We start from the raw sequence: 15,981 nt of genomic DNA on the forward strand, positions 1-15,981 counted from the left end.
ACTCATCAGACCACATCGTTATCGTTAGGTTTATTCATCATGTCAATCACGCGACAGTCGCTGCACATCTTGAGACGCTCAGTGGCCGCACCCGAGAACGCAGCGTGCAATGACAACTTGCCAACCATCAACTCAACCATTTTCAGCGTACCAAATGCTTTGCCACAACTGATGCAGTGGAATGGCTTTGTTTCATTAAGAACAACAGTCTTTTTTCTGATCTCAGTGGTTTGCAAACGCGGCGCCAGAGTCAAAGCATTTTCAGGGCAGGTTTGAACACACAAACCACATTGCACGCAGTTGCGCTCAATCATTGATAGCTGTGGCGCATCTGGGTTATCGCGCAAAGCACTTTCAGGGCAGGCGCCCACACAAGACATACACAAAGTACAAGCATCTTGATTAACAAGCACACCACCAATGGGAGAGCCAGCCGCTAAAAGCAAAGGCTTCTCATTTGTGACCTTGATTGATCCATGCAACATCAAATGCTCTAAAGCAGCCTCTAATGTTTCACGCTTTTCATTAGCAAATGCAAAAGTTGCTGCTGGACATAACGCTGCTTTTGCAGGCAATGCAGCAGTTTGTTTTTCTAATGCTTGAGCACTATCAGCTTGCAACAAGACAATACTGTCTTTCGCGTAACCCAAACCTTCGAGCATGGATTGAGCAACAGTCACTTGAGTGCTCAAAGCTTGCTGGTATTCAGGAGCTTCCTCGCCACTCAACAAAATGGCCACTTGGCCAAAACCATGAGCCAAACTACCTAACCACAAGTCCATGCCGGTTGATGCACTGTGATGCAAACCAAATGGAATTAGATGAGCAGGCAAGCCTTTGAAATTAGTTTTGTTTGTTGCTGCAAGACGACCCAAAGATTGAATCAACTCCTGACCCTTGCCATTGCTGTGCAATAACAAGCTAGGCGCAAGTTTTGCACCAGCAGCTTGATAAGCTTTGGCCATCACTTTGATCTGCTGACCTTGGTAAGGAACACTTGGGTAGTTGTAACGCATCGCCCCCGATGGGCACACCGTCGCGCAAGCACCACAACCCATACAAAGATTTGGATTGACCTTGACCGTGCCTTTGCCATCTCTGAATTGAGATTCAATGGCCTTCGTTGAACAAACATCAACACAGGCAGAACAACCTACTTTGCCATTGCGTCCATGAGCACACACTTTTTCGTTATAGGCAAAAAACTTAGGCTTTTCGAATTCACCAACCATGCCCATCAACTCGGATGCTGCGATTGCTTGATCTAATGGATCTGCCTTGGGAGCGTAATAACCTTGCGGTGGTTGGCTCATCTTCAAGATTGGATCTTTTGATAAATCAAAAATCAAATCCCATGATTCAGTTCGGCTTGTATCAACACGGTCAAAATTAATGGCGCCGATTGCAGAACAAGCTTTCACGCAAGAGCGATGGCTCTTACATTTATTCAAGTCAATTTGATAGCTGAGATCGATTGCATTCTCTGGGCAAGCATCCACACAAGCGCCACAGCGAGTACACAACTCAAGATCAATTGGATTCTCCTGAGCCCACTCAACAGAGAATGCGCCGAGATAACCTTTGAGGTTTTTGATCTTGCCGCTGTAAACAGGAAACTCGCGAAGCTGTGGCAAAGAACCCTTCTCAGTGCAAAGCACCCCAACGCTCATGTTTTTTGATAAGCGCTCAGCCCATTGAATAGCAACATCTCCTGGACCAACCACCAATACGCGACCACCACTTTGATAGCTGACTGTATTAACTGGCTCGGGCTCAGGCAATGAGGCCATGGCCAATAAAGCAGCAATCTTTGGCATCGCATTTTTTGCATCTGCCGACCATCCGCCAGTTTCTCGGATGTTCACAAATTTAATTGGGGCAATCAGTGGCTTTTCTTGTTCGCTGGCAACTTCATCAAACAAACGTTTTTCTTGAGTACAAGCCAACACAATCTCATCCGAACCCTGAGAGGCCGCAATGAAAGTTCCCACCTCTTGGCGACACAAGGCATTATTGAGTGAGATATTTTTGCTGTCGACCCCCATACCCTTAGCTATCTGCACGATATCTATGGGCATGGTTTGATTACAGCTACAAACGAGCGTCTTCTTTGTCATCCTCTACCTTCAGCCATTTAATCAATACACCTGGCTTTTTATATTCAATAACCAGGCCCAGACCTGGTTCGATTAACTAATTATGTTTTTGTTTGAGTCTTTACTTCTGCTTTCACCACTGGAACTTCTGTTGACTCTTGAGAATCAGTCAATTCTGGTGATTTTGCCGAATTTTCGTCATTTATAGCACTAGGGCTTACATCAGTCCGTGAATTTTCGTCTGACAGGGCTTTTAGATCTGCAGCTTCTTTGTCTTCCAAAACCTTCAAACGCTCGTGATATTCAGCTCTTTCAATGCGCTCAGCTTCATCATCCGCCAGCTTTTCTTCAGGCGTTTTAAATAAACCAAGCATTTGCGATTGATTCATTCTCTTGAGCATCTCCAAAGGAATTGGATCGGGCTTTGAATAATCATCAATGTAAATATCCAAGCCATCCATGATGTTGTAGCGAGGATCGGAAAATAGCTTTTGCATTGCCGCTTTTTGCACTTCAGGATCAATGCCTGGCTTGACGTATGCGGAGAAATCAGAATCTTTGGTGAGCTTGAGAACATCTTCAAGCGTTGGCGCAACTTCCTGCGCTTGAGCAGCGCCAGCCACTGGCTCTAAATTTTTCTCGGATGATTGCTCACCCAATACAGGATCTTTTGAACCTTTTGAATCTTGCGCAGGCGATTGTTTCTCAGCCAATTCTGAAGTCGACAACTCAGGCTCTACACCCAATTTCTTTTTCGACCAACGATTTAAAAAACCAGCCATTAACTCGCCTCATCTTTTGGTCTATGCGCACCCTTGAATGAAACTGGGCGAGCGCGTTTTTTAGGCTCAGGCTTGTAGTTTTCTGCAACAAAATTAGCCAACCATCCTGCAGTATCAGGATCTAAAGGAACATTCTCAACCGTCTCGCCACCATCGAGCAAACGACCTGCTTCGTAGTAACTGATGCTCAAGAAGTGAGGAACCGCGATTGGATCACCACCCTCTGGATGGTCTTCAAGACGCCACATCACAAACCATGCTGGATTTGTTGATGTTGAGTTTAAGTAATAGCCCTCTGCTTCATCCTTGTACAACTGGATTTCAAAGCCGGTGTACAACCATCGCTCAGTTTTCTCATCGCTTCGCATACAAATTGCAGGGCGATCAGAAAGAACATGATCAGGGGTTTTGTGTGCGAACTGGCCGACGTCATACACAACTTCATCCAAAACCCAGCGGTAAGACTGCCATGGGTTATCCATGAAATCTTTGCGCATGACAACGGCAAGTTTCAACTTCATGATTTAGGTGTTCTGCACAACAATGCTTGGGAACTTACTGCTCATATCCTTGGACATCTCTGCTACTTGAATCGCGATTTTGCGAGCAATTCCTTTGTAGATAGCACTGATGGCGCCATCAGGATCAGCCACCACAGTTGGGCGACCAGAGTCAGCTTGTTCACGGATCGATAAGTTCAAAGGCAAACTGCCTAAGAAATCAATGCCGTAGTCAGTACACATTTTTTGACCACCGCCTTGACCAAAGATATGTTCTTGATGATCACAGTTAGGGCAGACATAAATGCTCATGTTTTCAACAACGCCAATGATTGGAATACCCACCTTCTCAAACATCTTGAGACCCTTGCGAGCATCCAATAGAGCGATGTCTTGTGGGGTTGTCACAATCACAGCACCCGTGACAGGCACTTTTTGAGATAAGGTCAATTGAATGTCACCAGTGCCTGGTGGCATATCAACAATCAAATAATCCACATCACGCCAATTGGTTTGACGAAGTAACTGCTCAAGCGCAGATGTGACCATCGGACCACGCCAAACCATTGGACTGTCTGGATCAATCAAAAAGCCAATGGAGCTTGCTTGTAAGCCATGGCCTTCCATAGGCTCAATAGTGTTCTCAGCAATTGATTCAGGGCGACCAGTGATACCCAACATCATTGGCTGACTTGGGCCATAGATATCAGCATCCAAAATGCCAACCGTGGCGCCCTCTGCAGCCAAAGCTAAAGCCAAATTAACAGCCGTGGTGGATTTACCCACACCACCTTTACCACTGGATACTGCGATGATATTTTTCACATTTGGCAATAATTTCACGCCACGTTGCACCGTGTGGGCCACGATGTTCATGGTCACATTGGTGCTGACGTTTTTAACCCCAGGCACTTCACGCAAGGCAGTAATAACCAACTTTCGTATAAGGTCAATCTGACTCTTGGCTGGATAGGCCAAAACCACGTCCAAACTCACATCAGAGCCATCAACCTTGATATTTTTAGCAGATTTAGAAGAAATTAAATCTTTGCCAGTATTAGGATCTATAACGCTTTTAAGCGCATTTTGTATGTTTTCTACCGTAACCGTCACTCTTATCTCCTAGTGCTTTTTTTGTTTTTTCAGCTCTCAACTATATCCGCAGACTAAAATCTATGCCTATGCGCCAAATTTTAGTCACTTCAGCCCTCCCTTATGCCAATGGTCAAATCCATATTGGTCACTTGGTGGAATACATTCAAACCGACATTTGGGTGCGATTCCAGAGAATGCGCGGGCACGAAGTTCACTACGTAGGCGCTGATGATACGCATGGTACTCCCATCATGCTACGCGCTGAGAAAGAAGGCATCACGCCCAAAGAGCTGATTGCCAATGTTTGGAAAGAGCATAAAAGAGATTTTGATGATTTCTTGGTCTCTTTTGATAACTACTACTCAACAGACAGCGCTGAGAACAAAACACTTTCTGAAGAAATTTATATCAAGCTGCGTGAAGCTGGCTTGATTGAGAAGCGTGCCATTGAACAAGCCTATGACCCCGTCAAAGAAATGTTCTTGCCGGATCGCTTCATCAAAGGCGAGTGCCCGAAGTGTGGCGCCAAAGATCAATATGGCGATTCTTGCGAAAAGTGTGGCGCGACTTACGCCCCCACAGATCTAAAGAACCCATTCTCTGTGGTCAGTGGCGCAACACCGATTCGCAAAGTATCCGATCACTACTTCTTCAAGCTATCTGATCCACGTTGCGAAAGCTTCCTCAGAGAGTGGACTCAAGTTAAAACTCCGCTGCAAGCTGAAGCTCGCAACAAAATGAAAGAATGGGTCGGCGAGCCAGGTGAGAGCCAACTAGGTGATTGGGATATCTCCAGAGATGCCCCTTACTTTGGCTTTGAGATTCCAGATGCGCCAGGCAAGTATTTCTATGTGTGGCTAGATGCACCGATTGGCTACTACGCCAGCTTCTTAAATTTATGTCAACAAAAAGGTTTGGACTTTAACGAATGGACCAAACCAGACACGACCACTGAGCAATACCACTTCATTGGTAAAGATATTTTGTATTTCCATACTTTGTTCTGGCCAGCGACTTTGCATTTCTCTGGCTACCGCACACCGACCAATGTTTTTGCTCATGGCTTCTTGACGGTTGATGGCGAAAAAATGAGTAAGTCACGCGGTACATTCATCACCGCGCACAGCGTGATTGAATGTGGCTTGAACCCAGAGTGGTTGCGCTATTACTTTGCAGCCAAGCTGAATGCCAGCATGGAAGATTTGGATTTGAACTTACAAGACTTCACTGCTCGCGTGAACAGTGATTTATTAGGCAAATACATCAACATCGCGAGTCGCAGTGCTGGATTCTTAGTGAAGCGCTTTGGCGGCATCGTTGATGATGCAGCAATGAATCATCCACTGCTCGGTCAGTTGGCAGATGCCAAAGATGAAATCGCAGATTTATACGAAACCCGTGAATACGCCAAAGCTTTGCGTCGCGTGATGGAATTGGCAGACTTGGTCAACGGATTTGTTGATAGCAACAAGCCATGGGAAATCGCTAAGGACCCTAGCAAAGAACAAGAACTACAAACTATTTGCAGCATCACTTTAGAAGCGTTCAGACGTTTGACCTTGTACCTCAAGCCCGTGGTTCCTAATGTGGCTGCAGGCGTTGAAAAATTCTTCAACATCCCAGCGATGTCTTGGGATGATGTGAACAAATCTCTATCCTCCAAGCAAGCGATCAATCCTTATCAGCACTTGATGACTCGCATTGATCCTGTGATGATAGAAAAACTCATTGAGGCCAATCAGCAATGATGAACTTAGCGCATTTTCGACCCAAAATCGTCAATGCCGCTAAAGGCTATAACAGCCAAACATTTGTCAGAGATTTAAGCAGCGGCATCACCGTTGGTGTCATTGCCCTCCCATTAGCGATTGCATTTGCGATTGCCTCCGGACTTAAACCTGAAGCGGGCCTAATTTCTGCAGTGATTGGTGGTTTTTTAATTTCAGTCTTTGGCGGCAGCAAAGTTCAAATTGGTGGTCCTGCAGGCGCCTTTGTCGTGATTGTTTACGCGATTGTTGAACGCTATGGCGTTCCCAACTTAATACTCTCAACATTCTTTGCCGGAGTCTTATTGTTCACCATGGGTTTGTTTCGCGTGGGCAATTTGATTCGCTTCATTCCTGTGGCCATCATCATTGGTTTCACCAGTGGCATCGCAGTATTGATTGGCCTGTCTCAAATCAAAGATGCCTTTGGTTTACAAATTGAGAAATTGCCGGCTGATTTCTTTTCTCAAATTCATGCGTTTTATCAATACGCCAACACCGCCAATTTATATGCCTTGATGATTGCTTTGAGTACGTTGGTATTGATCATTGTGTGGCCCAAAGTCAGCAGCTTAATCGCCCGTGCTTGGCATCCGATCAGCTTTGTTCCTGGCATCATCGTCGCCCTTCTGTCGATCACTATCTTGGTTTACATACTGGACATACCTGTAGAGACCATTGGCAGTCGCTTTGGCGAACTTCCCAATCAAATACCAAGCCCCAAGATGCCAGCCTTGAACTGGGAAACAGCCAAACAACTGTTTGCACCAACACTTACGATTGCCATTCTTGGAGCAATTGAATCTTTGCTTTGTGCTCGCGTTGCAGATAACTTGAGTGACGACAAACATGATCCTAATCAAGAGTTGATGGGACAAGGCATTGCGAACATGGTGGTGCCATTTTTTGGTGGACTTCCTGTGACAGGAACCATTGCCAGAACTGCGACCAATGCCAAAGCTGGAGCAAAAACACCCGTGTCAGGGGTGATTCATGCTGTGGTGATTTTATTGATCATGATCATTGCTGCACCTTTTGCCAGCCATATTCCTATGCCATGCTTAGCAGGCATCTTGATCTACATTGCTTGGAATATGTTTGATCGCACTGAGTTCAAACGCTTAAAACAATTCCACATCACCTACCAATTGATTTTGTTAGGTACATTTTTCTTAACGATTATTTTTGATCTGACTGTGGCAGTGCAAGTTGGCCTAGTGTTAGCGTGCATTTTCTTTATCTACAGAATTTCATCATTGACTCGCATTGAAAAACTTGAGCTTCCAGAATCTTTTACCCATGAAGATGATTTGCCACTGAATGATTCATTTGATTTAAAAAACAGTGTTGAAGCTTATGGCATTTATGGTTCTTTATTTTTTGGAGCGGTTGATAAAGTTGAAGACTTATTTAATCCTCAAGATCCAAATCGCTTAAAACCCAAAGTAATTATTTTAGAAATGCATCAATTGATCAATATCGATACCAGCGGCATTGATGCATTAAAAGCCTTGAGTAAATCCCTCAACAAGCATGGCGGCCAACTCTTGGTTTGCTGTGCTAATAGCCAACCATCATCATTGATGGTGCGCAGTGGCTTCATTGATGAAATTGGTCCGGAGAATAGTCTAGAAACCCTGGAGACGGCCTTTGAACGAGCTAAAAAGCTGAGTGCTGAGGCCTGTAAGGTAAATGTAGGTAGTTGATTCAGCTAAATCGCTACAATTGACAAACTATGGCCCAATACAAATCAAATATCACCCATTTTTTGGAAGAGCTAAAAGCTCAAAACCCTCAGCTAGAGCAGGCTCAGCAAGAGGGGCGTGCCCTTTTATGGGATAAAGCCCCAATCAGCCCAGAAGAGCAAGAGCGTCAAAAAGCAGCTCGTGTGAAGCAAAAAGCGTACGTTTATCAATGAGCGATTTAATTACTGCCATTCCTGATGTCACTGATGGCATGTCAGAGTCTTTTGCGAGACTCTATGGGGAGCCTTTATTTCAGCTTCCCTCTGATCTATATATTCCACCGGATGCTCTAGAAGTTTTCTTAGAGGCCTTTGAAGGTCCTCTGGATCTTTTGCTTTATTTGATCCGTAAACAGAATTTCAACGTTTTAGATATTCCAATGGCCGAGGTTACCAAGCAGTACCTTGGCTACATTGAACAAATTCGTCACACCAACCTAGAACTTGCCGCAGAGTATTTATTGATGGCTGCCATGCTGATTGAAATCAAATCACGCATGCTCTTGCCAATGAAAAAAGCGGACAGTGATGAAGAGGTTGAAGATCCTCGCGCAGAATTGGTGAGACGCTTGCTCGAATATGAGCGCATGAAATTAGCAGCTCAAGAGCTCGATAAGATGCCAGTACTGGGTCGTGACTTTTATAAAGCCAGCGGTCACGTTGACACCACTGTGGCGGTTACTTGGCCTGACATCAATCCAAACGACATCCAAGCGGCTTGGAGAGATGTTCTTTATCGCGCCAAACTCAATCAACATCACACCATCACGCGCGAGCAATTATCTGTGCGTGACTTCATGACGCGTATTTTGCGACGCTTGCAAGGTGAGCGCTTCATTGAATTTACTGATTTATTTGAAGATGCGATTGCCACCGGTCAAGGTGCACCAATGGTGGTTGTTAACTTCATTGCGATGCTAGAGCTCTCCAGAGAGTCTTTGATTGAAATCACTCAAGCAGAACCCTACGCCCCTATTTATGTGCGTTTGGCATATTCGCCTAACTAACACCGTCCTCTAAAGAAATTTTTTCATGAAGATCATCAGCGACATTCAAGATTTGCGTGATCAATTGCGCGGACAAAACAGAGCAGTGTTTGTTCCAACCATGGGTAATCTTCATGAAGGTCATCTTTCTTTGATGCGCTTAGCCAGGCAGCATGGCGACCCGGTGATTGCCAGTATTTTTGTGAATCGCTTGCAATTTGGGCCAAATGAAGATTTTGATAAATATCCACGCACTTTTGAAGCAGACGTTGAGAAGCTAGAAAAAGAAGGTGTGTACGTGCTATTTGCGCCCACCGAAAAAGACTTGTACCCAGAGCCTCAAGAGTATCGCGTTGAACCTCCCCAGAATCTAGGCAAGATCCTTGAAGGAGAATTCCGTCCGGGCTTTTTCCAAGGCGTGTGTACGGTTGTTTTAAAACTATTCTCTTGCGTTCAACCGAAGGTTGCAGTGTTTGGTAAGAAAGACTATCAGCAGTTGATGGTGATTCGTCAAATGTGTCGCCAACTAGCTCTACCAGTAGACATTGTTCCAGCAGAAACAGTTCGCGCAGAAGATGGCTTGGCTCTTTCATCAAGAAACGGTTACTTATCAACAGAAGAACGCCAAGAGGCTGTGCAGTTGATTCAAACCTTGAAAGAAATCCAAGAAAAAGTATTGCAAGGCAAATTGAGCTCTGCAGACATCTTGAAGATAGAACAAGACGCTTGCGCTAAGTTAAGCACAAGAGGATGGGTTCCTGATTACATCTCTGTGCGCAAACGAAATGACTTGTTAAGCGCCAGCGATGCCGACCTTTCTAGCAATCAACCATTGGTTGTTTTGGCTGCTGCCAAACTAGGTAAAACTCGCCTCATCGATAACCTAGAAATCTGATCAAGATGCGCTCAAAAGGCTTTTCAATTGCATTGATTGCCTCTCAAATACTGCTTGGCATCTCATTAAGTTTTAGCAGTCATGACAGCTTTGCCAAACAAGATCGCTACACCCAACCTTACCCCCAGCGCATCATCACACTGGCACCACACTTGAGTGAGCTTGTGGATTCAGCCGGAAGCTCTGATCGGCTCGTGGGCGTTAGTGCTTTTAGCAACCACCCGGCATCTGTCAAACAATTACCTATTACCAGCGATGCAAGATCAATTGATCTTGAAAAAATGAAATCACTTCGCCCAGATTTGATTATTTACTGGCGAGGTGGCACCTCTGAATCTCAGATTCAATCAATCAAAAAGACATTCAATAAGGATGTGCAATTCATTGCTGTGGAGCCAAAAAAGCTATCGGACATTGCCACTGATATTGAATCCATTGGCAAAGCCTTAGGCACTGACCTAATTGCCAAAAAGAATGCTGATGGTCTTAGACTCAAAATAACAGAGCTAAGAAATCAGGAAAATAATCAAACCAAGAAAAAAAATATCAGTCAAAGAAAAGTCAGGGTGTTTTATCAAGTCTGGGCACAACCCCTGATGACACTCAATCAAGATCACATCATCAGTGACATCATTCAACTATGTGGTGGCGAGCAATTATTTGCCAATGAAAAAGTTCTGGTCCCAACAGTCAGCAGAGAAGCTGTCATCAAAGCCAACCCAGAAATTATTTTTACCGCAGTAGACAATCAAAAAATGAGCAGTGATTGGTCGATGTGGACTTCCTTCCCACAGCTTGCTGCGACCAAAAACAAAGCATTTATTGATCTTGATGGCGACATCATCAGCAGACCATCACCTCGAATCATGCAAGGCGCCCAAAAGATTTGCGCTGAAATCAATCGACTTCGCTAAGCCATTAACCAAGTAATTAAGCTGGGATGTAAACGACTTGACCCTCAACTGTTTGAGCAGTTGCAATTGGGTGATCCAATGATTTTTCCAAATTAATCGGATTGATCACTTCTGATAAAGACCCAGCCAAATAAGAGCCATCATTCATGAGCAAGAGTGCGTGTGTGAAGCCTCGATGAATCAAACCAATCTCATGCAAGCTTGCGATGATGGTTTGATGACATGACTGACTTCTTTCAGTCAGTGTTTTTAATAGGCTCACTTGATGACCAATATCTAAATGAGATGTAGGTTCATCCAAAAGAATGGCTTGGGTATTTTGCGCAAAACACGCTGCTAAAGATACTCTTTGACGCTCACCCCCTGATAGGGTTTGCCACTGGGCGTTTTCTAAGTGAGCAACATCACACGCACGCAAAGCCGCTTGGGCTTGGTGCATCTCATCGGCAAAATCAAGATGCCATGGCCATTGGGCTGCCAAGACCATATCAATGGCTCTTAAGCCCACACCACCTAAAGGGAACTGTTCCGCATAAGCCCGAATCCTTGCAAGTTCTTCTGGCTTATAACTGAGTAGTGCTTGACCCAACCAATTGATTTCACCAGCAGAAGTATTGGCTTGAACGCCTGCAATGATTCTTAGTAATGTTGATTTACCCGCGCCATTGCGACCGATCAAACACCAGCGCTCACCTTTTTTCACTTGCCAATTTAAATCTTTGATCAAGCTTCGCCCTGGAACATCAACATCCAAATGTTTTGCTTCTAGAACGATATTTGCATCTTCTACAGAATGAGTAGTCATCATGTATTCCAATGCCTAAAACGAGACAAGATCCATAAGAAACTCGGCACTCCGATCAATGCGGTAATGATGCCTACTGGTAACTGAGACGGAGCAATGATGGTTCTAGCAAACATATCAGCCAAAACTAAAAAAGTACCGCCCAATAAAGCAGAGGCAGGCAATAAGAACCTTTGATCAGGGCCGTGTTTTTTAATGATGCACGCTCGCAGAAGATGAGGGACCAATAATCCAACGAATCCAATCGATCCTGCGATTGACACAGCTGCGGCTGCAGATAAAGCAGACAGCAACACCATCATCCATTGGACGTAAGAGACATCAACACCCAAGGTCAAAGCCTTATCACTGCCCAATTGAAGCAAATGGATTTTTGGAGAAAGCTTCCAAACCAAAATCAACACAGATATCCAAACACCCAATATGGCGCCCACAGCTTCAAGGCTGATGACCGAGTCCAAATCACCCATCAGCCAATGAATCATCCCAGGCATCGCCACATTTGAAGCGAAGGTGATCATGAGAGTACTGATTGCACCGCAAGCAGTGGCAATCATGACGCCCGCCAACAACATCCGTGATGGATGAGCAGAGTAACCACCAACCAGTAACCACAACAGGAGCATCACAACGATCGCCCCCATCCAAGCACTGCCAGCAACCCAAATAGTTCCGGCACCACCCATCATCAAGACAGCCAAAGCACCCACAGATGCTCCACCTGACACACCCAGGACAGATGGTTCAGCCAAAGGATTGCGAGTCAAGACCTGCAAAAGACTGCCAGACATTGCCAATAAACCGCCCACAGCAAATGCTGCCAACACTCTGGGTAAGCGCAATTGGTAAATGATGGCAGCGTCTGCATTAGAGACACTGCCAATGGATAGCGCCAAAGCCACCGCTGCCAGTGATGCAATCACCAGCAAAACAAAAAGAGTGGTTTTGGATGAGGTCATTATTTAAAGGTGTACCTTGTCGTTATAAAAATAGCCCTAGGGTCTGCTGGGTAATAGTAATAGCTATTTCCATAATTATTTCCAGGCGCCAAATGAACAAATCCATACCCGCCATAATTGGCATATCTCTTATCAAAAATATTTTTTAGCCGCAGTGCAGATTCCCAAGAACCATATTTATACGTTGCAGAGAGATCAACCGTAGCAAATGATGGTACTTTATTTTTCGTATTACTCTCATCACCCTCATAGTATTGAGATCCAACATAATTTAGATAAGTTGTATAGGTTGTATGAGATTTAGGCTTATACGCTAACCCAATTGAAGACGTAACTTTTGGCACTAATGCAACACTCTTACCATCAAATGATCCAGCTGTATATTTTGCTGATTGCAAATTAATTTTGGGGGACATTGTCCAATTTTTTGCAAGGAGAAGATCAGCATTTGCAGTTACCCCATACCTTCTAATATCAGCAGAATTGATATTTATCCCAGTAGCATGGTCATATCTAATTTCATTTGAACTATTCATTTGATAGACGGATGCTCCAAACTTTTGATTACCCGTCAAAAGCCAATCACCGCCTAGCTCTAGAGTGGTATTTTTTTGAGGGGAAAGAATGCCTGAGAACACCCGATCATAAGTCACAGGATCCCAACCCCAATACTCATCAATATTCGCAAATCTATATGAGTTATTAGTTCTTACAAATACTTTGTTCATGTCTGAAGGACCATATTTGTAGTTAAGAGCTATATCACTTGCATTAGCTGATTGCTCTTTATTAGCATTTCTTGAAGCACCACTTACTAAATCATATGCAGCCGCATCTTGAGTTTGCCTTCTAAATCCACCCAACAAATCTAGCTGTCTTGATAATGGCACTCTATGTGTCAAATAATATGATTGATTTATTAAATTTGCTTTTTGAATATTGCCTGTATTTGTTACAAATGAACCCATGGCTTGAGAGTAATCAAAACCAAAAACTGATTCACCAAGATCCTGCCAGGATTTTTTAAGCCTTGGGTTTAAGTTGTAGCTCCATTTGTCATAGTTTGTTGTTTTAGCTGATAGGTTTGGCGTGTACTGGGTAGCGCCAGAATCTCTGTAATTGAAATCAACCTCAAACAAACTTTGACTATCAATTGATTTAACAATCCCAATCAAATGATTACTTCCGTTGGTGACAGTTTTATCACCCACATTGTTCCATTTTGTTGCACGTGGATTACCTTGCCCAACTTCACCCAGAACACCCCCAGGTGTGCCATAAGACTGAGAATTGAATGAGCTATTCAAAAATACCTTATCAATCTTATTCAGGTAATGAGTTAAACCAACATTTGCTACGCCTTGACTGGCCTGACCGTTATCTCTCCATCCCTCACTATTTGACGCAGAAAAATTAACATCAAATTTTGTATCGTTAAATTTTTTGCCATAGTTACCAGATGCGATTGCTGTTCCAAAGCTTCCTGCAGTCACTGAAATTGAAGGGGCAGAAACTCGATCAGATCGAGTAATGATATTTATAACCCCACCTACCGCTTTGTCGCCATACTGAACGCTACCACTGCCATTTAGAATTTCAATTCTTTCGATTGAATTCATGGGGATTGATTCCCAACGAACTGAGCCGCTATCAATTGGGTTCATTCTTTGACCATCGACCAAGATCAAAGTATTGTCTTGAGCGCTTGCACCAAATCCGCGCATATCGACAGTGGCGCCAACGCCTAGCTGCCCGCCATTTAAATTTCTAACATTTAAATTTCCAATTTGAGACAAGGCTTCTGGAATGCTAATTACGCCACTTTCTTTTATTTGCTCTTTTGTAATAACTTCAACGAGGGCTGGCACATCAATTGTTGATTGCTCAAATCGACTTGCCGATACCACCACCGGATTAAATTCTGAGTTAGTTTGCGCATGTACGACTGTGATGGCTGCAAAAATACCTGCGCAGGCGAGCGCAACCTTGCTTGGTTTTGTAAACATAGGATGAACTTTCAAAAAACAATGGTCGCTGGCTTGTTCCCCCGCAAGCACGGAACCTTCATAACCGAGTAACGTCCCCGTAACTCAATTAACCATTCCAGGCCGGTATCCGGGCTCATGAAACTAACTCAATGACCTTCCCAGCCTAAGCCAGTGGTATATCGATTGAGCCGGCACTTGCGTGCGTTCACTTACCGTTGCGGGGGCAGCACAGGTTATCCTTTAGCCTTAGACTAATAAGACCCCTGTTTCCCGTTTAACTTTGGTAGATTGTTATCTTCCAAGAGCACCTAAGAACGAGAGTAGTATATACAATATGCCTATGTCAGAACTTACAAACAATTCATATAGCCGTTTGCAAGACAGTCTAGAGCGCCTAGAGGGTAAAACCAAGGCTTTACTAGAAGCTGTGGAGCAATCCCATAAAGAACGCTTGGCCCTAGAGACCAAGATTGAAGATGCTCAAGCACGCATTCAGCAGATCTTGGAAAAACTTCCAAGCCAAGCGGATACCGGCCAATTAGACTTACTTTCTGTCCACCCTAAGGATATGCAATGAGCCAACACCGCATTGAACTTACATTGGCAGGTCAAAAGTTTGCGTTTTCTACAACGCCAGAACATGAAACCAGCTTAAGAGCAGCAGCTGCGATTGTCGACGAGCAACTAGAAGCAGCTTTATCAGCTGGTAACCGCAGCATTGAACGCGCCGCCATCATGACTGCTATCAAATTAGCGGGCGACCTTCAAGCAGCCAAAATGAATCTCAGCAACACAGAAAATCCTGGTGCAAGCCTTGATCAAATGACTGCCTTGCAGGGCAAAGTTGATCAAATTGAAGCATCCGTTGATTCTGCGCTGAAAATGCTTTCCCTACCTGGTGCGCCAAGGCCAATAGTTCCTTGAACCGATGCGCAAGCATCAGGCGTGGGCCATATAGTGTGGGCGCGAGCGTCTCGTTACTCACAGAGTCAGCCTTTGGGTCATACTCTCCCTGAAAGACTTGATGCACCCGAAACATTATTGCCATGCCACCTTGAACCTACTGGGTTCAGGATGACGGCCTAGCGGCCAAGGTGGGGAATCTTTAAAAAGAGCTTTAGAAGGAGATTGCGATGTTTAAAAAATCCATCATCACAGCAAGTTTTTTAATTGCATCAACCACCATTGCATCACCAGCATTCTCTGCAGATGTGAATAATGGCAAAACCCTTCATCAAGCCAAATGCTATCAATGCCATGCTGAAAAATCAGGCTTGGGCAATGGCGACATCATCTACACCAGGGCTGATCGTAAAGTGCAAGACCCTGCTCGCCTCAAGTTCATGGTGAGTATGTGCAACACAGAATTACGCTTGGACCTATTCCCAGAAGATGAAGCTGATTTAGTGGCTTACCTCAATCAACAGTTTTATAAATTTAAATAACTGAGT

General features: G+C 44.3%; 16 protein-coding genes and 1 riboswitch. Of the genes, 9 read left to right on the top strand and 7 right to left on the bottom strand.

Going from position 1 to position 15,981, the window contains the following annotated elements:
* Window positions 1–5 precede the first annotated feature (5 nt).
* The 4 genes from ICE88_RS02250 to apbC all read right to left on the bottom strand — a co-directional run bounded on the left by ICE88_RS02250 (window position 6) and on the right by apbC (window position 4,491).
* Entirely contained in the window at window positions 6–2,117 is a 2,112-nt protein-coding gene (locus ICE88_RS02250) for a 4Fe-4S dicluster domain-containing protein (RefSeq protein ID WP_216248952.1), read from the bottom strand.
* Window positions 2,118–2,197: 80 nt separating this feature from the next.
* On the bottom strand, window positions 2,198–2,878 hold the full coding sequence (locus ICE88_RS02255; RefSeq protein WP_216248954.1) for a DUF3306 domain-containing protein: 681 nt from the start codon (window positions 2,876–2,878) through the stop codon (window positions 2,198–2,200).
* Window positions 2,878–3,399: a DUF3305 domain-containing protein gene (locus tag ICE88_RS02260; RefSeq protein WP_216248956.1), complete on the bottom strand. Its 522-nt coding sequence runs from the start codon at window positions 3,397–3,399 to the stop codon at window positions 2,878–2,880. The genes ICE88_RS02255 and ICE88_RS02260 overlap by 1 nt, the downstream gene beginning before the upstream one ends.
* 3 nt (window positions 3,400–3,402) lie before the next feature.
* Window positions 3,403–4,491 (bottom strand): iron-sulfur cluster carrier protein ApbC, encoded by a 1,089-nt coding sequence (gene apbC, locus ICE88_RS02265; protein WP_216248958.1) that lies wholly within the window; start codon window positions 4,489–4,491, stop codon window positions 3,403–3,405.
* A 62-nt stretch (window positions 4,492–4,553) separates the two neighbouring features.
* Here apbC and metG point away from each other — a divergent pair, with 62 nt between their 5' ends.
* Genes metG through ICE88_RS02295 form a run of 6 tightly spaced genes read left to right on the top strand, consistent with a single transcriptional unit; the run spans window position 4,554 to window position 10,778 of the window.
* Complete coding sequence (metG, locus tag ICE88_RS02270; protein WP_216248960.1) at window positions 4,554–6,221, top strand: methionine--tRNA ligase; 1,668 nt, start codon at window positions 4,554–4,556, stop codon at window positions 6,219–6,221.
* Window positions 6,218–7,945: a SulP family inorganic anion transporter gene (locus tag ICE88_RS02275; RefSeq protein ID WP_216248963.1), complete on the top strand. Its 1,728-nt coding sequence runs from the start codon at window positions 6,218–6,220 to the stop codon at window positions 7,943–7,945. The genes metG and ICE88_RS02275 overlap by 4 nt, the downstream gene beginning before the upstream one ends.
* Before the next feature lie 29 nt (window positions 7,946–7,974).
* Complete coding sequence (locus tag ICE88_RS02280; RefSeq protein ID WP_215291091.1) at window positions 7,975–8,157, top strand: DUF3460 family protein; 183 nt, start codon at window positions 7,975–7,977, stop codon at window positions 8,155–8,157.
* Entirely contained in the window at window positions 8,154–8,990 is an 837-nt protein-coding gene (locus tag ICE88_RS02285) for a ScpA family protein (protein ID WP_216248965.1), read from the top strand. Before ICE88_RS02280 ends, ICE88_RS02285 begins: the two co-directional genes overlap by 4 nt.
* Before the next feature lie 25 nt (window positions 8,991–9,015).
* Entirely contained in the window at window positions 9,016–9,864 is an 849-nt protein-coding gene (panC, locus tag ICE88_RS02290) for a pantoate--beta-alanine ligase (protein ID WP_216248967.1), read from the top strand.
* Between the two features lie 5 nt (window positions 9,865–9,869).
* Complete coding sequence (locus tag ICE88_RS02295; RefSeq protein ID WP_216248968.1) at window positions 9,870–10,778, top strand: cobalamin-binding protein; 909 nt, start codon at window positions 9,870–9,872, stop codon at window positions 10,776–10,778.
* Window positions 10,779–10,794: 16 nt separating this feature from the next.
* Here the strand turns inward: ICE88_RS02295 and ICE88_RS02300 are convergent, their stop codons facing one another.
* From ICE88_RS02300 to ICE88_RS02310, 3 genes are read right to left on the bottom strand one after another with little or no spacing between them, the layout of a single operon-like run.
* A complete protein-coding gene (locus ICE88_RS02300; protein WP_216248970.1) occupies window positions 10,795–11,583 on the bottom strand; it encodes an ABC transporter ATP-binding protein in 789 nt (262 codons plus the stop codon).
* Complete coding sequence (locus tag ICE88_RS02305) at window positions 11,583–12,542, bottom strand: iron ABC transporter permease (RefSeq protein ID WP_216248972.1); 960 nt, start codon at window positions 12,540–12,542, stop codon at window positions 11,583–11,585. Before ICE88_RS02305 ends, ICE88_RS02300 begins: the two co-directional genes overlap by 1 nt.
* Window positions 12,542–14,548 (bottom strand): TonB-dependent receptor, encoded by a 2,007-nt coding sequence (locus ICE88_RS02310; protein ID WP_216248974.1) that lies wholly within the window; start codon window positions 14,546–14,548, stop codon window positions 12,542–12,544. Before ICE88_RS02310 ends, ICE88_RS02305 begins: the two co-directional genes overlap by 1 nt.
* Before the next feature lie 82 nt (window positions 14,549–14,630).
* Window positions 14,631–14,857, bottom strand: a riboswitch (cobalamin riboswitch).
* A gap of 13 nt (window positions 14,858–14,870) precedes the next feature.
* On the opposite strand from ICE88_RS02310, the gene ICE88_RS02315 reads away from it, so the two are divergent.
* From ICE88_RS02315 to ICE88_RS02325, 3 genes are all read left to right on the top strand, one after another.
* Window positions 14,871–15,107, top strand: coding sequence for a hypothetical protein (locus ICE88_RS02315; RefSeq protein ID WP_251370188.1), 237 nt, complete (start codon window positions 14,871–14,873; stop codon window positions 15,105–15,107).
* A complete protein-coding gene (locus ICE88_RS02320) occupies window positions 15,104–15,454 on the top strand; it encodes a cell division protein ZapA (RefSeq protein ID WP_216248976.1) in 351 nt (116 codons plus the stop codon). The genes ICE88_RS02315 and ICE88_RS02320 overlap by 4 nt, the downstream gene beginning before the upstream one ends.
* A gap of 209 nt (window positions 15,455–15,663) precedes the next feature.
* Window positions 15,664–15,975, top strand: coding sequence for a hypothetical protein (locus ICE88_RS02325; RefSeq protein WP_216862198.1), 312 nt, complete (start codon window positions 15,664–15,666; stop codon window positions 15,973–15,975).
* Window positions 15,976–15,981 lie beyond the last annotated feature (6 nt).

Origin of the sequence: Polynucleobacter sp. AM-26B4 (assembly GCF_018882285.1) — a bacterium.
Classification (GTDB): Bacteria; Pseudomonadota; Gammaproteobacteria; order Burkholderiales; family Burkholderiaceae; genus Polynucleobacter.